Origin of the sequence: Flavobacterium urocaniciphilum (assembly GCF_900110615.1) — a bacterium.
In the GTDB taxonomy this organism is placed as follows: domain Bacteria; phylum Bacteroidota; class Bacteroidia; order Flavobacteriales; family Flavobacteriaceae; genus Flavobacterium; species Flavobacterium urocaniciphilum.
In genome coordinates this window covers 157871-178906 of record NZ_FOEI01000001.1, presented here as the reverse complement: position 1 = coordinate 178906, position 21036 = coordinate 157871, and the positions used below count along the sequence as shown (strand labels likewise).

Genomic DNA, 21036 nt, shown 5'->3' with positions numbered 1-21036 from the left:
GTCAAAACCTATATTTTATTAACTTTGCAATATAAACAAAATAGCCCAAATTACGTTTTTTTGAAAAACAAGAAAAATGACGACTGAAATAACTTTAAGAGGAGACAAAGCAATTGAACAAATTCCTTCAACAAAGGACAAGGCACTCCGTATAAATTTAAACGAACACATTTATGGTACTTTTGCAGAAATTGGCGCAGGTCAAGAAACTGTAAGACATTTTTTTAGAGCTGGAGCTTCTTCTGGAACTATCGCAAAAGCGATGTCGGCATACGACAAAGACTTTAGTGATGCTATTTATGGAATTGAAGATGACGGTAGATATGTTACTGAAAGTCGCCTTAGAAAAATGCTAACACATGAAACTAAATTAATTGAAGAGCGTTTAAAAAGAGACAAACATCCAAATAAATTATTTTTCAGTTACGCCAATACAGTTGCTACAATTGATTTCGCGAAACAATTCAAAGGTCATGGTTGGGTTGGAATTAAATTCCAAGTAGAGCCAGACGAAGAATACAACGAAATTTTAATTCACATCCGATTTAAAGAAAACGATGCCCGTTTACAACAAGAAACACTTGGTGTATTAGGTGTAAACTTAATTTACGGAGCATTTTACAAACATAACGACGCAAAAAAATTATTACGTTACTTATACGATCATTTGGATAAAGACCAAATTGAAATTGATACGGTTAACTTTTCAGGACCTCGTTTTGCAAATGTTGATAATCGATTAATGAGTTTACAATTGGTTAAAAACGGAATGACTGATGCCGTAATGTTTAATCCAGAAGGAAAAAACATTTTACCAGCTGCTGTTTTATATAAGAAAAACATTTTAGCATTAAGAGGAAGTTTCAGACCGGTTACTAAAGTAAATATGGATATGTATAGACAATCGTATGAAATGTTTATACAAGAAAATAAAGTTGACAAAAACAATACTTTCGTAGTTTTCGAAATTACCCTTTCAAACTTAAAAGCGGAAGGTGAAATTGACGAAAGAGACTTCTTAGACAGAGCCGAATTATTGTGTTCATTAGGACAAACGGTAATGATCTCTAACTTCCAAGAGTATTTCAAAGTATTAGAATACTTCTCAACATTTACTAAATCGAGAACTGGTTTAGCAATGGGTGTAAGTAATTTAGTTGATATTTTTGACGAGAAATACTACAGACATTTATCAGGTGGCATTTTAGAAGCTTTTGGTAAATTATTCTACAGAGACTTAAAAGTATATTTATATCCAATGAAAGATCCAGAAACGGGTGAAATCATTAATTCTGAAAACTTAAAAGTTCATCCACGTATGAAAGAATTATACAAATTCTTCAAATACAATGGAAAAGTAACAGACATTACCACTTTCGACGAAAAAACTTTAGATATTTTCTCTAGAAAAATATTGAAAATGATTTCAAATGGAGAATCTGGTTGGGAAGAAATGTTACCAGATGGAATTGCCGACATGATTAAAAAAGATCATTTATTCGGTTACAAGAAATCAAGCGAATTAATCAAGTCCTAAAACAAAAAATCCTGCAAAAGCAGGATTTTTTTTATTTCAATATTTGAGCAGCATGCTCTTTTGTTTTTACTTTAGTAATTACATCTTCTATTATTCCATTTTCATCAATTACAAATGTTATTCTGTGGATTCCATTAAACAAACGTCCCATAAACGTTTTTGGTCCCCACACATTAAATGCTTCAATTACCGATTTATCTTCATCGGCTAATAAAGGAAAAGGAAAACTATATTTTTCTTCAAACTTCTTTTGTGCTTTAGCACTATCCGCACTTACGCCTAACAATTCATAATTATTCGCTTTGAAACGCTCGTAATTATCTCTTAAATCACAAGCTTCTGCAGTACAACCAGGTGTATTCGCTTTTGGATAAAAGAAAACAACTAACTTTTTCCCTTTATAATCCGCTAATGAATGTGATTTCCCATTTTGATCTATTCCAGAAAAATCTGGTGCTTTATCTCCAACTTTTAAATGTGTCATATTTATGTTTATGGTTTATTGTTAATAGTTATTGTTTATAATTTGTTGTATTTTGATATTGAATTTGAACTTTATAACTTTACGAATTCAAATATACTAAAATGACTAAAAAAGAACGTGCAACATTTGTTATAAATACGTTAAACGAATTATATCCGGAAATTCCCATTCCGTTAGACCATAAAGACCCTTATACTTTATTAGTTGCCGTTTTACTTTCAGCACAATGTACTGATGTTCGAGTAAATCAAATTACACCTTTATTATTTGCAAAAGCAGATAATCCTTATGATATGGTAAAAATGACGGTTGAGGAAATTCAAGACATCATTCGTCCTTGTGGGTTATCGCCAATGAAATCGAAAGGAATTTTTGGTTTATCTCAAATATTAATTGAAAAATACAATGGTGAAGTCCCACAAGACTTTGAAGCCTTAGAAAGTTTACCTGCAGTTGGACATAAAACAGCGAGCGTGGTGATGAGTCAAGCTTTTGGTGTTCCAGCATTTCCTGTCGACACTCATATTCATCGTTTGATGTATCGATGGAATTTAACTTCTGGAAAAAATGTAACCGAAACTGAAAAAGACGCGAAAGCCATTTTTCCTAGAGAAACTTGGAATGATTTACACCTTCAAATTATTTGGTACGGTCGTGAATATTCTCCAGCTCGTGGCTGGGATTTAGAAAAAGATATTATCACTAAAACGATTGGGAGAAAATCGGTTTTAAATGAATATTACAAAAAAAATATATCAAAATAATTAAAAATTTTGGCCACGAATTCACGAATTTAAAAAAAGTAAAAATATTGAAATAGATTAATTCGAATTAATCAACGACATTGTCGATTCAATTTTTATTTAATAGAATTAAATAATTCGTGAATTAGCTATGATGAATCTTCAATTTCGTGGCTATAAAACAAAAAAAATACTCCGAAGTAACTTCGGAGCATTTCTTAATTAACTACATTTTCAAATGTAAAATTATTAACCTTTACAATATTCAATGCTTTCGAATAACTCAAAATAAAACTAACTATTTCTTTATTTGGTTTAATTTCTTTTTTAGATTTTTTTCTTCTAGAGTAAAGTTTTGCCATTTAATTAACATTTTGATTATTAGTATTAAACGTAAAAACTTTTCTTTTATTGTATCAATTCGTTAAAATAATATTATTTTTTTCAATAATCTTTCTCATGTTGATTACAGCATAACGCATTCTTCCCAAAGAAGTATTAATACTCACACCAGTTATCTCTGAAATTTCTTTAAAACTTAAATCGTCATAAAAACGCATTTTCACCACTTCTTTCTGGTCTTCAGGCAATTCTTCAACGATTCTTTGAATGTCAAATTCAACCTGATTTTCAATTAATTTATTCTCAATTGATAATCCAGAATCAGCCATAAAATTAAAAATGCTGTATTCGTCTGTTTCTCTTTGAAAAGGCATTTTTTTATTGTTTCTAAAATAATCCACCACCAAATTAGAAGCAATACGCATTACCCAAGGTAAAAACTTACCTTCTTCGTTATAACCTCTAGTCTTTAATGTTTTAATTACTTTGATAAAAGTATCTTGGAAAACATCATCACATACTGATCTATCTGGAACTTTGGAATAGATAAATCCATAAATTTTAGATTGATGTCTCTCAATCAAAACTTGTAGGCATGACTCGTCACCACCTATATAGTTTTTCAATAAAATTGCATCCGGGATTTGTACGCTACTTGCCATAAATATACCTTTTAGACTTCGGGATTATTATTTTTCTAAAAAAGTATTTTTATTCTATAAGCAAATGGGTTTTGAGATTTACAGAAACAAATATAATGTTAAAAATTTCACAAAACCAAATATTATGTAAAAATTTAACACTTTTCGCACAATAAAATTAATTAATATATTTTAAAAATTGACAATTAGGAATATATATTTTTGGAATTTATTATTTGTATCTTTGCAAAAATTCACTTTTTCTTTATGATACCTAAAGACATCACAACGCTTGAACCTAAGAAATTTATATTGATAAAAGGTGCGCAATTGCACAATTTAAAAAATATTGATGTCGCGATACCAAGAAATCAAATGGTGGTTATAACTGGACTTTCAGGTTCAGGAAAATCGAGTTTAGCATTTGATACTTTATATGCCGAAGGTCAACGTCGCTATGTAGAAAGTTTGTCTTCTTATGCCCGACAATTTTTAGGCAAATTAGACAAACCAAAAGTGGAATACATCAAAGGAATTGCTCCAGCCATTGCCATTGAACAAAAAGTGAATACAACCAACGCTCGTTCAACCGTTGGAACTTCAACAGAAATTTACGATTATTTAAAACTTTTATTCGCTCGAATTGGAAAAACTTACTCTCCTATTTCTGGTGAAGAAGTAAAAAAACATACCGTTTCAGATGTGGTAAAACACATACAATCTTTAGAATTAGATTCGAAATGGCTTTTACTAGCTCCAATTCATTTAGAAGAAGGCCGAAAATTACACGACAAACTTAAAGTATTATTACAACAAGGTTTTGCTCGTGTTTTAGTCGATAATCAAACCGTACGTTTGGATGATTTTGTGGCAACATTAGAAATGATTGATGAAAATACTTTAGCTGATAAAGAAATTTTATTAGTCATCGATAGAATTGTGGTTAAATCTGATGAAGAATTTTTAAACCGAATTGCAGATGCGCTTCAAATTGCTTTTTATGAAGGAAAAGGAGAATTGTATCTTCAAGAACCAGATAATTCTCATCGTTCTGTTTTCAATTCGAATTTCCAATTAGACGGAATTGATTTCTTAGAACCGAACATACATTTATTTAGTTTTAACAATCCATATGGCGCTTGTCCGACCTGTGAAGGATACGGAAGTGTGATTGGAATCGATGAAGAATTAGTCGTTCCAAACACGGCATTATCAGTATATGAAAATGCTATTTTCCCTTGGCGTGGAGATAGTATGGGTTGGTATCGCGATCAATTGGTTAACAATTCGCATCATTTTGATTTCCCAATTCATAAACCTTATTTCGAATTATCTGAAGAACATAAAGCGTTAATTTGGGACGGTAACAAATATTTTACTGGATTAAATGATTTCTTTGCCGATTTAGAAGCAAACAATTATAAAATTCAAAACCGTGTAATGCTTTCTCGTTACAGAGGAAAAACAAAATGTAATACATGTTCTGGAAAACGTTTACGTCCAGAAACTAACAATATAAAAGTTGGTGGTAAAACCATTTCTGATTTGGTCGACTTACCAATTATCAAGTTAATTCCGTTTTTCGAAACTATTGAATTATCAGAATACGATTTCAAAGTTGCTAAACGATTATTATTAGAAATTAAAAACCGTTTAGCCTTTTTAGATAATGTTGGGTTGAATTATTTAACCTTAAACCGTCAATCGGCAACTCTTTCTGGAGGTGAATCACAACGTATTAATTTAGCTACTTCGTTAGGAAGTTCGTTAGTTGGTTCGATGTATATTTTAGACGAACCTAGTATCGGATTACATCCAAAAGATACTGAAAAATTAATAGATGTTTTAGTCAACTTAAAGAAATTAGGAAATACCGTTATCATTGTAGAACACGATGAAGACATCATGAAAGCTGCTGACATGATTATCGATATTGGTCCGGAAGCTGGAACATTAGGTGGTAATTTAGTTGCTCAAGGAACCTATGATGAAGTATTAAAATCGGATTCATTAACAGCGAAATACTTAAACGGTAAAGAAGAAATTGCCGTTCCAAAAACAAGAAGAAAATTCAAGAATCATATTGATGTTAAAGGCGCACGCGAAAACAATTTAAAAAACATTGATGTAACCTTCCCATTAGATTGCTTAACCGTAATTACAGGAGTTTCTGGAAGTGGAAAAAGTACATTAGTGAAGAAGATTTTGTTCCCTGCGATGCAAAAAAAGCTAACTGGTTTAGGCGAAAAAGCCGGACAATTCACCGATTTAGAGGGAAGCTTTTCACATATTAAAAACATCGAATACGTAGATCAAAATCCGATTGGAAGAAGTTCACGTTCGAATCCTGTTACATATATCAAAGCGTATGATGACATTAGAGATTTATATGCAAAACAAGCGACTTCTAAACTAAGAAATTACCAAGCCAAACATTTCTCTTTTAATGTTGATGGTGGAAGATGTGAAACATGTAAAGGTGATGGTGAAGTAACAATTGAAATGCAATTCATGGCCGATGTGCATTTAGAATGCGAAACTTGTAATGGAAAACGCTTCAAAAAAGAAATATTAGAAGTTAATTTTGAAGGCAAAAACATCGACGATTTATTACGAATGACCATTGATGAAGCAGTTACGTTCTTCGAAACGCATAATCAAACGAAAATCACACAAAAATTACAACCGTTAAAAGATGTAGGTTTAGGCTATGTGCAATTAGGACAATCGTCTTCTACTCTTTCAGGAGGTGAAGCTCAACGTATAAAATTAGCATCATTCTTAGTGAAAGGTGCAACCAAAGAAAAAATGTTGTTTGTATTTGACGAACCAACAACTGGATTGCATTTTCACGACATCAAAAAATTATTAAAATCATTCGAAGCTTTAATCGATAAAGGACATTCAATTATTGTTATTGAACACAATTTAGATTTGATTAAATGTGCAGATTATATTATTGATATTGGTCCTGAAGGAGGTGAAAACGGCGGACAATTAGTAGCCTTTGGAACTCCAGAAGAAGTGGCAAAAAATAAAAAATCGATAACGGGTAAATATCTTGAAGAAAAATTAAACTAAATGAATAAAATTATCTTCTTTTTTTTCTTGGGAAGTGTACTATCCTTTTCTCAAAAAAAACAATTTTTCGCCGAATATTCTATAGGTGAAACGTCGTCAGCAGATAATACTTTCATTAGCTTAAAAGCGAGTCAGACTATTGGTGTCGGATTCGGAATTCAACACAACGATTCATTAAATTGGGTCAAACAATTACGAAATCCGTTTACAGGTGTCATTTTACAAGTCGCCAACCATGGAAACACAACTAAAATTGGTCATTCCATTTCGCTTTTGCCTTATATTGAAACACCAATACTACTTAAAAATCAAAAATTAAAATTAATAACGGCGTTAGGTGTAGCTTATCATACCAAGAAATATGATTTTGTAGAAAATTGGGAAAACAAAGCCATTTCAACCGATTTTACCTACGCCTTCCGATTAGGATTTTACTACGATATTTTCCAAAAAAGTAATTTCCAAACTCGATTAAACCTAAATTATTTACACTATTCCAACGGCCATATTCAATGGCCAAATAACGGTATTAATACCTTAGCACTTGGCTTAAACCTTTCGTATTCTGGATTAAATAAAAACGCTAATCCGATTGATAAAACGGTTACTCCAAAAGAAATAGAAAAAAGCAAGCAATCGTTCTTTTCCATTCAAACCGGAATTGGAGAACATGCCCTGTACCGATTTTATAATTACAGAAGAAATGTGTATTCATTCGATTTCATGTATGGAAAAATCTACAACAAAACACATAAAGTTGGTTTAGGATTGTACATGAGACATTACACCAACAACTACAAATACATAAAGGAAGGAAACAATTTAGTTTCTGAAGAATATGCCGGATTACAGAAAAATCCATTTTTAAACGCAAGTAGTTTAGGCATTGCTTTAAATTACGAATTCTTAATGCAACATATTGCAGTTGAAACCGAATTAGGATTCACTCTTTTCCGACCATTTTTCCCTGCGGAATATCGTTTAGATGCTACTTTAATCAACCAACAAACTGGAATTTACGAAAACGGTAAAGCGGAAGGAACAACCTACACTTTAAAACGTTTCATTTCAGGAAAATTGGGATTGAAATACTATTTATTCAACACCAACAACGCTCCAAAAAATAACTTTTACGCAGGCGCACATATCGTTTCAAGATTAGGTCAAGCAGATTATAGTGAGTTTTCACTAGGGTTTGTGCACGCTTTTTAATGAAATTTTTCATCAATTCGAGTAATTCCGATTCATCGGGATTGTATCGAGAATAAGAAAAATTTCATTAAAAACGGTTCTCGATACATTCCAATTCATACTTCATCGGAACACTCGAACTGACGTTTTTAGTTTATATTTTCACCACAACGTTTGTCACCCTGAAATCGAAGATTCAACGAAGTTAAAGGGTCTCTCACAATCAAATTTCGCAAAGCATTAAAAAGTGACTTTAAGAGATGCTTTCAGCATGACAAACGTTGAGTTGAATAAATTTCATTTTGTTAATTCCAATTTCCTCAATCTTTTACTAACTTCGCATAAATCCAAAATCGTAAATCGTAAATCGTAAATCCACATGAAATTCCAAGTCGTATCAGAATACCAACCCACCGGAGATCAGCCACAAGCTATTGAAAAATTAGCAAAAGGTGTTCTTAACGGTGAAAAATACCAGACTTTAGTTGGAGTTACTGGTTCTGGAAAAACATTTACGGTAGCGAATGTGGTTCAAGAAGTGCAAAAACCAACACTTGTTTTAGCACATAACAAAACCTTAGCAGCGCAATTATATTCGGAATTCAAGCAATTTTTTCCGAATAATTCGGTGCAATATTTCGTTTCATATTACGACTATTATCAACCAGAAGCCTTTATTCCGGTGACTGGAACCTATATAGAAAAAGATTTATCGATTAATGATGAATTAGAAAAACTGCGTTTAAGCACCACTTCTGCCCTACTTTCAGGTCGAAGAGATATTATTGTTATTTCATCGGTTTCGTGTTTGTATGGTATCGGTAATCCGGTTGAGTTTCAAAAGAACGTTATCAGTTTAGAAAGCGGACAAGCGATTTCTCGTACCAAATTATTGCATCAATTGGTGCAAAGTTTATACGCGAGAACCGAAATGGAATTCACTCCAGGAACGTTCCGAATTAAAGGTGATACTGTAGAAGTGTTTCCTAGTTATGGTGATGAACCGTTTCGTATTCACTTCTTTGGTGATGAAATTGAAGAAATTGAAGCTTTTGATGCGAAAACCTCTCAAGTTATTGAGAAATACGATAAACTAAGCATCTACCCTGCCAATATGTTTGTAACTTCTCCAGATGTGTTACAAAAAGCCATTTGGGAAATCCAACAAGACATGGTGAAACAAGTGGAATATTTCAAAGAAATTGGCAAGCATTTAGAAGCTAAACGTTTGGAAGAACGTACAAATTTCGACTTAGAAATGATTCGTGAATTAGGCTATTGTTCTGGTATTGAAAACTATTCGCGTTACTTAGACGGTCGCGAACCAGGTACACGTCCTTTCTGTTTATTAGATTATTTTCCAGACGATTATTTGATGGTTGTCGATGAAAGTCACGTTACCATTTCACAAGTTCATGCGATGTATGGTGGCGACAGAAGCAGAAAAGAGAATCTGGTTGAATACGGATTTCGTTTACCTGCTGCAATGGACAACCGCCCATTGAAATTTGAAGAGTTTGAAGCGTTGCAAAATCAAGTAGTTTATGTTTCGGCCACACCCGCAGATTATGAATTGCAGAAATCGGAAGGAATTTTTGTAGAACAAATTATTCGTCCGACTGGTTTATTAGACCCGATTATAGAAGTGCGTCCGAGTGCCAATCAAATTGACGATCTAATTGAAGAAATTCAATTGCGTTGTGAAGCCGATGAGCGCGTGTTGGTGACTACCTTAACCAAACGTATGGCGGAAGAACTAACCAAATATTTAGCCAAAGTTTCGATACGTTGTCGTTATATCCATTCTGATGTGGATACATTAGAGCGTGTAGAAATTATGCAAGACTTACGAAAAGGAATTTTTGATGTTTTAATTGGGGTGAACTTATTACGTGAAGGATTAGATTTACCTGAAGTTTCGTTGGTTGCTATTTTAGATGCCGACAAAGAAGGTTTTTTACGTAGCAAACGATCATTGACCCAAACGGTAGGTAGAGCGGCGCGTAACGTAAATGGAAAAGCGATTATGTATGCCGATAAAATTACGGCGAGTATGCAACACACCATTGACGAAACTACGTACCGACGCGAAAAACAAATGGCGTATAACACATTACACGGAAAAGCACCACAAGCCTTAAACAAAAGTTTGGGGAATGCGTTTTCTGAAAACTCCGTTTCTACCCAATACTTTGAAAACATTGCATACAAAGCCGCTGAACCGGAAAGCGAATATTTGAGCAAACCCGAAATTGAAAAGAAAATCCGCGAAAAACGCAAACTCATGGAAAAAGCCGCTAAAGAACTCGACTTCATGCAAGCCGCTAAATTTAGAGATGAGATTAAAGAATTACAGGAGAAATTGTAGGATTTTTTGTATATTTGAAAAATCAAAGCATATCTATTTAAAAAGATAAATATGTGTAAAATTTTTTGTATAAATTTATGAGTTACTTGCAAGCTTAAGATCACATAATGAAACTAGATCCAATTCTAATAAAATTATTCGACAAACGAGAAAAAATCACTACTTCTATATATGTGGAACAACTTTCTAACAATATATATAGAGCTGTTGAAAATGAAATTTTTAATTGTAGTTTGACATTCGGTACTGAATTTACAACACGAATAAATTCAGAAGGAAATCATGAAATAATTAAAATAACAAAAGAATCAGATTTAATAACTAGAAGATTTATTCTTTCACCAAAATACAAAAATTCTGCCTATCAAATATTGGGTGATGAATTAGTTAAACTTGGTGGATTTTGGCATGTAGATTTTGGTGGAATTGTAACTATTAATATTCCAAAAAAATTTGAGTTTAACATTGACCAGTTAATGAAAGAATTGGATATTAAATTGACTGAAATTATCGCCAATTAAAAGGAAATTATTATACGGATTTAGCACAACAAATATTTTTAGCTGCTACAAAAATCTCCCAATTATAAACAACAAATAAAAAATATATTAAATGAAAATTACTAAAACACTATTAACAATCTCATTTTTTTTATTTAAATCCATAACTTGTTTTGCACAATGGAGTACAGATACAACAATAAATAATCCAATTTGTATTGCACAAAATGATCAATCCCCTCCATATACAATTTCAGATGGAAATGGAGGAACAATAATGGTTTGGTACGATTTTAGAAATGGGGCATCAAACATAGATATTTATGCTCAACGAATAGATGCTAATGGAGTGATACAATGGGTTACTGACGGTATACCAATTTGTACAGCTGTAAATAATCAGGAATATCCACAAATTATTCCAGATGGAAATGGAGGAGCAATTATAGCATGGAGTGATTATAGAAATAGCACTTTTGAATACGATATATATGCTCAAAAAATAAATGCTGCAGGATTAATTCAATGGGCAAATAATGGCGTCCCAATATGTACAGCAGCATTCGACAACCACGATCCTAATATGGTTTCAGATGGAAACGGGGGCGCAATTATTACTTGGGTCGACAATAGGATACTTGAAAACAACTTAGATATTTATGCACAATCCATTAATTCATCAGGAATTGTGCAATGGGCAACTGATGGAATTGTCATCTGTGGTAATACTGCTCAAAATCAATTTCCAAAAATAGTATCTGATGGAAGTAATGGAGCAATAATTACATGGCAAGACTCGAGAAACGGTAATTTTGATATATATGCTCAACGTGTTAATTCTTCTGGAATTATTCAGTGGACTAACAATGGTGTAGCAATTTGTACTGCTCCTGATTCTCAGAGTTATCCTTCAATAATTTCTAATAATAACGGAGGCGCTATTATTACATGGAGCGATGGAAGAAATTCTTCTACTAGTGCTTATGATATATTTGCACAATGCATTAATTCAAATGGAATTGTTCAATGGGCAGTTAATGGAGTTACTATCTGCGCTTCATCAAATGATCAAGACTCACCAGAATTAGTATCGGATGGAAATAATGGTGCAATAATTACTTGGACAGATTATAGAATAACTGCAAATTCTGCAGATCTATACGCCCAACGAATTAGTTCTAACGGAATTGTACAATGGGCTGCAAATGGTATAGCTATATCAAACACAATAAATAATCAGTGGTTGGCTAATATTATCTCAGATAATAATGGCGGTGCAATAATTACATGGCAAGATGAAAGACTTGATTTTCCTTCTTATGACATCTATGTACAGCGTATTAATTTTAATGGGGATTTACAATGGACAACAAATGGTACACCTGTTAGTACTGCAATTAACATGCAAAGGAAGCCTTCAATACTTTCAGATGGAAATGGAGGGTCGATTATTACATGGGCAGATTTTAGATCCGGAACTAATTATGATATATATGCACAAAAAATAAACACTTCTGGGACGTTATCTACCGACATGTATGCTGTTTCAAATGATTCTTTATATATTTTTCCTAACCCATCAAATGGATTGATTACAATTAAGTCAACAGAAAATATTTCTTATATCTATATAACTAATCAACTAGGAGAAATCGTATATAAAAATGAATGTTCCAATTTAAACGATAAAGATTTTGATTTAACAAACTTATCAAATGGTATTTATTTTTATAAAGTTATTACAGATAGTAACAAAATTTCAAAAGGTAAAATAATTATTAAACATTAATTTCCTCTGTACTCCTACGCAATGTTTCCCAATTTTAAGTAAAATCAAATAAAATTTTAATGAAAGAAAAATTTTATGAGAAATAAACATAAGTACCATTTTTCTAATAAAGAAAGAGAAGAATCAATTTTGAAAATGAAATATGTAATTGGTTTTATTGGTGCTTTATGTTTAATTTATGTTCTTAGACAATGTAACAATTTCGTTATAATTGGATTAGATTTCATATTAAAATTTTATACTGTAATAGGCTTAATTTTTACTGTGTTATTATATAGAATAGATAAAGAATATGAAAAAAACGATTATGCATTCATAGAAATTTATTTTCAAAAATTTTTTACTTACGGATCAATTTTCTTAGCATTATATATATTTACAAATGAATATTTTTCCGACAATAAAGAATATAATATTACTACTTCAATACTTGAAAAAATAGAAGGCAAACATAGAAGTCGTAATGAAATAACGGTTAAAATTGGAGAATCTAAAACGAACATTAATGTTCATAAATATAATTTTGAAAAAATACAAAAATCTAATTATGCCATTATTAAATTTAAAAAAGGGTATTGGAATAAACTTTTAATACTTGACACAAAATTAGTTGAATAAATAACCTCTTTGATCAATGTATTCTGACTTTGAGTTAAAATAAAAATAAATTAAAAGTCAGGAAACCTAACGAAGTGGTTCGGTATAGACAGACTTTGCACAGCATAAAACAACTCAGCCAAAACGTAAATACATTTTCATGAAAAACTTAATTTTAACATTAACAGTTTTCTTTTTAAATACACCACTTGTATTTTCTCAAACATCAATACCTTCTGAATTAATGAACAAACCGAGAACAGAAGAATTATATAAAGTAAATGATACTAAAATTGACAAACTTACTGTTACAGAAACTAATTACTTAGAAGATGTAACTTATACTAATAAATGGGTTTATAATTATTCTAATGATTCAATTATTAAAGGGAATTATTATAAAGATGATGAGCTAAAATCGAATTTTGAATATCTTATCAATAAAGACAATAAAATCATTGAATCAAAAGTTCTTTTTTATGATGATTTAGGTATCAATGAAAAACTTCATATTAAATATATTGTAAATGATAGTCTTAAAATATTAATCCTTTTAGATGAAAATTTAAACATTGAAAGAAAAATGATAGTTGAGATGGATAGCTTAAAATCACCAATTAAAATTACTTCAATTAAAAATGAAAAAATCGAAGCTGTAGAGACGGCTGAATATAATTACAAATCGAATACCTATAAATATAAAGTTTACAATAGTTTCAATAAATTAGTTTTAAACAAAATTGATTTTTTTAACTACGATTTTATTATTGAAAAAAACGAATTTGGAGATATTTTAAAAATGATTACGCCAATTTCACAAAATAAATCGATTACAACTTTTGAATACAAATATGATAAAAATAAAAATTGGATTAAAAGAATAACAAAAACAATAATTAATAACGAGGAAGTTACTACTTCAGTTGTGAGAAGAAATATTACTTATATAAAGTAGTAATACCCCGCTGCGCAAAGTCTCCCGATTTTGCGCCACAATATTAAAAATAAGTTCAAAGTCAGGAAACCTAACGAAGTGGTTCGGCATAGCCAGACTTTGCACAGCACAAAACATACACGGAAGACATTCAATACAACGTTTGTCACCCTGAAAGGGTCTCACGAAATAATTGAGGAGATGTTTTAACTTCGTTGAATCTTCGATTTCAGCATGACCAACGTTGTGGTTAGTTTTCTCTCATAAACAGCACGGACTCTCTCCGTGCTTTTTTTATTTCCAAACTTTAAAAAACTTGTGGCAAAATTTTTACTTCAAAAACAAAATGCCACAATATTGTGGCAAAAAAAAACCATTAAAAAAATTTGCCACAAAAATAAATCGCCATACTTATATTGTAAATAAAATACCACAAAAAAAAGAAGTATGAATAAAATTAAAGAGATTAGAAAACAACTAAACTTATCGCAAATCGATTTAGCCATAATATTAAAAACTACCAATCAGGCACTTTTGATGCAATATCAAATTAAAAAGGAAGTGTTAGAGGCTGAAGAAAAAATACTAATAGAGCGATTGAAGAAGTTAGGATAAATCTGTTATTGTTATTTTCATAAATTTTAAAATAAATAAACCTCAACATTTTTTTTCTTCTTAATACGAAAATAAACTACATTTAATTCAGCATTATTTTAAATTAAAATCGATTAAAAACTATACTTTTGTCTTATATTTTAAAATTGATTATCCTTCCATATTTGATACATCAATTGTCTTTTTAGTAACTTTTTAAAAGAAATCGATTAGCCTAATGTCTACTTTACACGAAGAAACCGCAATAAGAACCACGTATTTTAGCATTATTGGAAATGCATGTTTGGCAATTATAAAAGGATTGGCGGGCTTTTTTGGAAATTCTTATGCGCTAATTGCTGATGCTATAGAATCAACTACCGATATATTTTCTTCTTTTTTGGTATTATTTGGATTAAAATATGCCAATAAACCAGCCGATAAAAATCATCCTTACGGACATGGAAAAGCAGAACCATTAATTACATTTTTAGTCGTTGGTTTCTTAATTACAACTGCTACTTTAATTGCTTATGAAAGTATTCAAAACATTGGAACACCGCACGAATTACCTAAAACTTGGACATTATACGTACTTATCCCTTTAATTATTTGGAAGGAAGTTTCTTTTCAATTGGTAATGAAAAAAGCAAAAGAAACGAATAGTTCTTCTTTAAAAGCAGATGCTTGGCATCATAGAAGTGACGCTATTACTTCGGTTGCAGCTTTAATCGGAATTTCAATTGCTTTATATTTTGGAAAAGGATATGAAACTGCTGATGATTGGGCAGCACTTTTCGCTTCAGCCTTTATATTATATAACAGTTATAAAATATTCAGACCTGCTTTAGGTGAAATAATGGACGAACATTTTTACGATGATTTAATTGATGATATTAGAAAAGTTTCAATTACAGTTACCGGAATTGTAGACACTGAAAAATGTTTTATTCGTAAAGCGGGTATGAAATATCATGTAGATTTACACGCCCGAGTGAACGCAAATATTACGGTTAAAGAAGGACACTTTATTGCTCATAATCTAAAAGATACTTTAAGAAGAGAAATTCCTCAGCTTGGACATGTTTTAATTCATATTGAACCAGATGAGTAATATTTTGAAAATAAAATATAAATTAATATGAAGTATTTAAAATTAGTTTTTATAACATTTTGGATGATAGTACTAAGTTCATGTAGTAGTACAAGAAATACAAATTTCAATAGCAAGCAAATAAAAAATAAAAATTCCAAACTTATTATTGGCTATAATGAAAATTTAGAAACTTTAGCATTAATTTACAATTTATCTGAATCTGGAGAATATCATTATAACAAAATTCCTGGACCTCGTGCAACACTTTCAAAAGAATTAACAAGTCAATTCGAATCGTTTAAAAATCATGAAGCAGTTACTAAACTCAACAAACTATTAAATGATGGTTTTGTAGATATGTATGATATTTTACTTAGTCTTTACAACACCAAGCTTCCTGAATATAAACAATATGCAAAATATCCATCCGTTTATTATGAAAATGAAGGAATTACAGCAGAAGAAACACAAGCGCGTTTTGATGATTTCAATATTTCTGTTATTAAATTTTATAAAGATGCTGATTTAAAAAATCGCTTTAAAAAAGGGTACAGAAATATATATAAAAAAATTGCAGAAGAATTACAATCAGTTACACCGAAAAACAACATCATAACTGAATTAGAAGATTATTATGGTGTCAAAAGAAACGAATATGAAATCATTATTTCTGCATTTTCATTTAATGGAATTGGTAGAGCAATTTTAATAAAAAATGATAAATATTCGAAAGCTGCTTGTTTAGTTACATCGAATCATTTATTAGAATCGGATTCTATCAATATAAATAAAATTGAACATTATAATTTAGGCTATAAAGACATAAAATACTTTCAAGAAATTGGCATACATGAATTAATTCATACATTCTTACATGAAATTTTTAAAGAAAATGAAAAAAATACATTACTAATTAATGAATTAAATTATTTATTTACAGATTCCCTTAAAAATAATATGAAAAAACAAGGTTATACCGATTGGAAAACCTGTTTTGAAGAACATTTGGTTAGATTAGGAGAACTAAAAATAGCACAACGTTTGGGCAACCATGATTTTGTTACAAAATACAGAAAAGAATGTATTGAAGAACGAGGGTTTATCTATTTTGAATTAATTGAAAATTTACTTTTAGAATACGAAAACAATAGGATTAAATACAAGAATTTTGAGGATTTTATACCAGAATTGGTTCAAAAAATTAAATCAAAAACTCAAATTACAGAATAAAAAATCATCAAAAATGACTTCAAAAGGTAAAATAAAATACCAATTTTCAGAACAAGTATGGCGATACGAAGGCACTGCTGGATGGTATTTTATTTCTTTACCTAAAAATAGTTCAAAAGAAATTAGAAATAACTTAAGAAAGGAAGAAGAAGGTTGGGGCAGATTAAAAGCTACTGCTGAAATAGGATCTTCTCAATGGAAAACTTCTATATGGTACGATACTAAAAACGAAACCTATCTCCTACCATTAAAATCAGAAATTCGAAAAAAAGAAAAAATTGAAGATGGAATGGTAATTACGGTTACTATTATTCTTTAAACAAAATATATCATTTTATTCTTCTCGTTTTTTAGCGTTTTACTATACAGCTATTATTGCTAAAATTTTCACTAAATTTGGGTAACTAAAAACTACAAATTATGGAAAAGTTACATTATAAAGTAAGCATCAAAGCTCCTGTGAGTAAAGTTTATGATTTCATGCTGGGCATCAACAATAAATCTACCTATGAACAATGGACCGCTGTTTTTAATCCAACGTGTACTTATGAAGGAACTTGGGAAAAAGGAAATAAAATTCTTTTTTTAGGAACCGATGAAAATGGCGATAAAGGCGGTATGGTTTCTAAAGTGACAGAAAACCAACCGAATCAATTTGTTTCTATTCAGCATTGCGGATTAGTACAAGGCGATCAAAAAATAATGGATGGTCCTGAAGTTGAAAAATGGGCTAACGGAATGGAAAACTACACTTTTGAAGAAAATAATGGTACTACAAACATTTCAGTTGATTTAGATTGTACTGAAGATTTTATAGAATATATGAATGAAACCTATCCAAAAGCATTGGGTAAATTGAAAGAAATTTGCGAGAATTAATCATACTACTTCTCCTAAATACAAAACACCAAACAAAACTTTAAAACACTGTATTTCAAAACAATATACTTAATTTTTCGTAAATTTGAGTAACTAAAAATGAGTACTCATTTATAAAAATTAACATTATGATAGTTGTTCATGAAATATTTGTTTGCAAGCCAGGAAACGCCTCTAAATTGGCAACCCTTTTTAAAGAAGTAATGGCTGATAGTCCAGAATTTGTAAATATTATGACGGACATGACGGGTGATTTTAACCGAGTGATAATGCAAAGTCAGTATGACAATTTATCGGCATATGAAGACCGCTTTAAAAAGTATATTGAAGATAGCGAAGAAGTGAAAAAAATGAAAGAAAAAATGCAAGGCTATCACGATTTGTATATCAGCGGAAAAAGAGAAATATTTAAAGTTTGGTAAAAAGTAACATAACGGCAATTAAATTTCACAAAAGAAGACGTTACTAACTCAAAATATAGCCACGAATTCACGAATTAAACTTAATATCTATTCGATTTTATTTGTCCCGATTAATCGGGATAATCGAATTGAACGAATTATTAAATTTGCCAGTTAAAAATTCGTGAATTCGTGGCTAAAAAAAACACTTCTATTAAATCTAAATAATTACATGGCAAAACAAATTTTCATCAATTTAGCTGTAAAAGACATTAATAAATCGATGGCTTTTTACACAGCATTAGGTTTTACAAACAACCCAAAATTTTCAGACGATACAGGAAAATGTATGGTTTGGAGTGAAAGTATTTTTGTGATGCTTTTATCTCACGAAAAGTTTGCTTCTTTTGCAACCAAACCCATTGCTGATACCAAATCCAATGTAGCTGCATTTTTATCTTTATCATTTGACAGTGTTGAAGAAGTGAACAACGCCATGGAAAAAGGATTAAAAGCAGGCGGAATTGAACCAAACGAAATGAGAGATTATGGTTTTATGCAACAACGAACCATAGAAGATTTTGACGGACATACTTGGGAAATTTTTTATATGGATATGTCGAAATTACCAACGGAATAATAAAATAACATTATGGCAAATCAGAACAAACTATTTATAAATTATTTATTTCTTTTATTTTCTTTTGCATTTTTTGGTCAAAATAATGAGATGGTTTCTAATAACAACAGATTTGATTATGAATTTAAAGCAAAGAATAAATTAAAAAAAGAATTTATCAAAAATGAAAATCCTGAAAATAAAATTCAAATAATTGCAAAAGTTTCAAACGATACAATTATTTCAATTTATTTAAAAAACAATTCCAAAGATTCTTTAAATATAAGTTATCAAGATTCTCGATTATATTTAATTCAAGAAGCTAAAAATCAAAATGGTGAATGGAAACCAATTGAATATTGGAGTTATTCATGGTGTGGAAATAGTTATTATTCTGAAAATATTGGAAGTGGAAAAATAATCAAAACCGATACAAAAAAATACAATGGAAATTTTGAAACTGATATTAGATTTAAATTTTTAATTAACAATCAAACCTACTATTCAAATTCATTAAAAAGTACTATCGACATATTACAGTTTAACATCTCTAATGAATTTACCGAACATTCTACTTATAAAAGGGCTATTAGAGTAGCTGATAATAATCTAGCAGAAAAGGTAATGTTTTTAGAACCAGATGCAATGAAAGAATATTCTGAAAAAATGAAAGAATGGAGAGAAAGTATCATTCAAAAGATAAATGAAAATAACAAAACAGATTAACTTTCTTACTAAGTAATTTTCGTAATTTTAAATCCTCAAAAAAATAAATTTCATGGAAAATAATAGTGTATCTCTGCACCGCGTAGTAACTGCAACACCTGAAAAAGTATTTCGTGCTTTTACAAACGCAACTGCAATGGCTTCTTGGATTCCACCCTATGGATTCTTATGTGAAGTACATGAATTAGATGTAAAAATTGGAGGACGTTTTAAAATGTCTTTCATTAACTTTTCAACAGGAAATGGTCATTCGTTTGGCGGTGAATATTTAGACATCAAACCAAATGAATTTTTAAAATATACAGATGTATTTGATGATCCAAATTTACCGGGTCAAATGACTACTTCTGTTTGGTTGAAAAAAGTATCTTGTGGTACAGAAATTAAAATTCTACAAGAAAATATTCCTGCTATGATTCCAACAGAAATGTGTTACTTAGGTTGGCAAGAATCGTTAGAAAAATTAAAAAAATTAGTGGAACCTGAAATTCCGGATGGGGCTTTATAATTATTCAATTTGACAATGTGTCAATGTGCCAATTATTTGAATCCTTTAATAAAAAAAATATCATGATAAACGTAATCGTCAGCTATAAAGTAAAACCTGAATTCGTAGCTGAAAACAAATTAAACATTGAAAATTTCTTAAGTAGTTTTAAAGAAATGGATACGAGTAAATTTAATTATAGCGTATTCGTGGATAATGATGGAGTAACATTCACTCATGTTTCAAATTATCAAGATGAAAATATTCAAAAAGAAGTTTTAAATAATCTAATCTTTTTAGAGTTTCAAAAAAAACGTGACGAAAGTGGATTGAACAATTCACACAAAGTTCAGATTTTAGAATATATCGGCTCAACAAATAATATTCTTTAAACTAAAAACTTATAAAAAAGCTAATTGTTTACAGCTAATAACATGAATAACACTAATAACAGAATATACAAAATACTTTTCTCAACAGTTTATCCTTTATACTTAAAAAAAGTAGAGAAAAAAGGCAGAACCAAAGAAGAACTTGATACCGTTATTTTTTGGTTAACGGGTTATGACGCAAATACCTTACAAAAACAAATTGATTTGAAAAACGACTTCGAAACCTTTTTTGCACAAGCTCCACAAATCCATCCAAATGCGCATAAAATTACAGGTGTAATTTGTGGTTATCGTGTGGAAGAAATCGAAGACGAAGTGATTCGTAAAATGCGTTATATGGATAAATTGGTAGACGAATTAGCCAAAGGCAAAAAAATGGAAAAGATTTTAAGGTCATAATCTCAG

General features: G+C 30.5%; 23 protein-coding genes. 20 read left to right on the top strand and 3 right to left on the bottom strand.

What is annotated here, in order from left to right; translation table 11 throughout:
• Window positions 1–76: 76 nt before the first annotated feature.
• Complete coding sequence (locus BMY86_RS00825; protein ID WP_091463836.1) at window positions 77–1537, top strand: nicotinate-nucleotide adenylyltransferase; 1461 nt, start codon at window positions 77–79, stop codon at window positions 1535–1537.
• A 31-nt stretch (window positions 1538–1568) separates the two neighbouring features.
• Here the strand turns inward: BMY86_RS00825 and bcp are convergent, their stop codons facing one another.
• Complete coding sequence (bcp, locus tag BMY86_RS00820) at window positions 1569–2021, bottom strand: thioredoxin-dependent thiol peroxidase (protein ID WP_091463832.1); 453 nt, start codon at window positions 2019–2021, stop codon at window positions 1569–1571.
• A 101-nt stretch (window positions 2022–2122) separates the two neighbouring features.
• Between bcp and BMY86_RS00815 the strand changes: the two genes are divergently transcribed.
• Window positions 2123–2785 (top strand): endonuclease III domain-containing protein, encoded by a 663-nt coding sequence (locus BMY86_RS00815; RefSeq protein ID WP_091463828.1) that lies wholly within the window; start codon window positions 2123–2125, stop codon window positions 2783–2785.
• Between the two features lie 197 nt (window positions 2786–2982).
• Here the strand turns inward: BMY86_RS00815 and BMY86_RS13015 are convergent, their stop codons facing one another.
• Both BMY86_RS13015 and BMY86_RS00810 read right to left on the bottom strand, forming a co-directional pair.
• The gene (locus BMY86_RS13015) at window positions 2983–3126 is read right to left on the bottom strand and encodes a hypothetical protein (protein WP_177177100.1); all 144 of its coding nucleotides are present in this window, start codon (window positions 3124–3126) and stop codon (window positions 2983–2985) included.
• Between the two features lie 54 nt (window positions 3127–3180).
• Complete coding sequence (locus BMY86_RS00810) at window positions 3181–3768, bottom strand: RNA polymerase sigma factor (RefSeq protein WP_091463825.1); 588 nt, start codon at window positions 3766–3768, stop codon at window positions 3181–3183.
• A 246-nt stretch (window positions 3769–4014) separates the two neighbouring features.
• On the opposite strand from BMY86_RS00810, the gene uvrA reads away from it, so the two are divergent.
• The 18 genes from uvrA to BMY86_RS00725 all read left to right on the top strand — a co-directional run bounded on the left by uvrA (window position 4015) and on the right by BMY86_RS00725 (window position 21030).
• Window positions 4015–6828, top strand: coding sequence for an excinuclease ABC subunit UvrA (gene uvrA, locus BMY86_RS00805; RefSeq protein WP_091463823.1), 2814 nt, complete (start codon window positions 4015–4017; stop codon window positions 6826–6828).
• Window positions 6829–8040: an acyloxyacyl hydrolase gene (locus BMY86_RS00800; protein WP_091463820.1), complete on the top strand. Its 1212-nt coding sequence runs from the start codon at window positions 6829–6831 to the stop codon at window positions 8038–8040.
• 358 nt (window positions 8041–8398) lie between these two features.
• Window positions 8399–10387, top strand: coding sequence for an excinuclease ABC subunit UvrB (gene uvrB / locus BMY86_RS00795; RefSeq protein ID WP_091463816.1), 1989 nt, complete (start codon window positions 8399–8401; stop codon window positions 10385–10387).
• Window positions 10388–10494: 107 nt separating this feature from the next.
• On the top strand, window positions 10495–10908 hold the full coding sequence (locus tag BMY86_RS00790) for a hypothetical protein (RefSeq protein ID WP_091463813.1): 414 nt from the start codon (window positions 10495–10497) through the stop codon (window positions 10906–10908).
• A gap of 91 nt (window positions 10909–10999) precedes the next feature.
• Window positions 11000–12676 carry a T9SS type A sorting domain-containing protein gene (locus BMY86_RS00785; protein ID WP_091463810.1) on the top strand — a complete coding sequence of 559 codons (1677 nt, stop codon included), beginning with the start codon at window positions 11000–11002 and terminating at the stop codon, window positions 12674–12676.
• A gap of 75 nt (window positions 12677–12751) precedes the next feature.
• Window positions 12752–13294, top strand: a complete 543-nt coding sequence (locus tag BMY86_RS00780; protein WP_091463807.1) for a hypothetical protein — start codon at window positions 12752–12754, stop codon at window positions 13292–13294.
• Window positions 13295–13433: 139 nt separating this feature from the next.
• Window positions 13434–14228, top strand: coding sequence for a hypothetical protein (locus BMY86_RS00775; protein ID WP_091463802.1), 795 nt, complete (start codon window positions 13434–13436; stop codon window positions 14226–14228).
• A 426-nt stretch (window positions 14229–14654) separates the two neighbouring features.
• Entirely contained in the window at window positions 14655–14822 is a 168-nt protein-coding gene (locus tag BMY86_RS13010) for a hypothetical protein (protein ID WP_177177099.1), read from the top strand.
• A gap of 217 nt (window positions 14823–15039) precedes the next feature.
• Complete coding sequence (locus BMY86_RS00770) at window positions 15040–15915, top strand: cation diffusion facilitator family transporter (protein ID WP_091463799.1); 876 nt, start codon at window positions 15040–15042, stop codon at window positions 15913–15915.
• 63 nt (window positions 15916–15978) lie between these two features.
• On the top strand, window positions 15979–17127 hold the full coding sequence (locus BMY86_RS00765; protein ID WP_177177098.1) for a DUF4932 domain-containing protein: 1149 nt from the start codon (window positions 15979–15981) through the stop codon (window positions 17125–17127).
• 13 nt (window positions 17128–17140) lie between these two features.
• On the top strand, window positions 17141–17446 hold the full coding sequence (locus BMY86_RS00760) for a DUF1905 domain-containing protein (protein WP_218141962.1): 306 nt from the start codon (window positions 17141–17143) through the stop codon (window positions 17444–17446).
• A 101-nt stretch (window positions 17447–17547) separates the two neighbouring features.
• A complete protein-coding gene (locus BMY86_RS00755; RefSeq protein ID WP_091463792.1) occupies window positions 17548–18006 on the top strand; it encodes a tungsten formylmethanofuran dehydrogenase in 459 nt (152 codons plus the stop codon).
• 128 nt (window positions 18007–18134) lie between these two features.
• Window positions 18135–18428 carry a hypothetical protein gene (locus tag BMY86_RS00750; RefSeq protein WP_091463789.1) on the top strand — a complete coding sequence of 98 codons (294 nt, stop codon included), beginning with the start codon at window positions 18135–18137 and terminating at the stop codon, window positions 18426–18428.
• Between the two features lie 211 nt (window positions 18429–18639).
• Window positions 18640–19047 (top strand): VOC family protein, encoded by a 408-nt coding sequence (locus BMY86_RS00745; RefSeq protein WP_091463786.1) that lies wholly within the window; start codon window positions 18640–18642, stop codon window positions 19045–19047.
• Window positions 19048–19059: 12 nt separating this feature from the next.
• Entirely contained in the window at window positions 19060–19752 is a 693-nt protein-coding gene (locus tag BMY86_RS00740) for a hypothetical protein (RefSeq protein WP_143065574.1), read from the top strand.
• A 52-nt stretch (window positions 19753–19804) separates the two neighbouring features.
• Window positions 19805–20260 carry an SRPBCC family protein gene (locus BMY86_RS00735; RefSeq protein ID WP_091463780.1) on the top strand — a complete coding sequence of 152 codons (456 nt, stop codon included), beginning with the start codon at window positions 19805–19807 and terminating at the stop codon, window positions 20258–20260.
• 62 nt (window positions 20261–20322) lie between these two features.
• The gene (locus BMY86_RS00730; RefSeq protein WP_091463775.1) at window positions 20323–20631 is read left to right on the top strand and encodes a hypothetical protein; all 309 of its coding nucleotides are present in this window, start codon (window positions 20323–20325) and stop codon (window positions 20629–20631) included.
• 42 nt (window positions 20632–20673) lie between these two features.
• Window positions 20674–21030 (top strand): DUF2200 domain-containing protein, encoded by a 357-nt coding sequence (locus BMY86_RS00725; protein ID WP_091463771.1) that lies wholly within the window; start codon window positions 20674–20676, stop codon window positions 21028–21030.
• The last annotated feature ends 6 nt before the right edge of the window (window positions 21031–21036 follow it).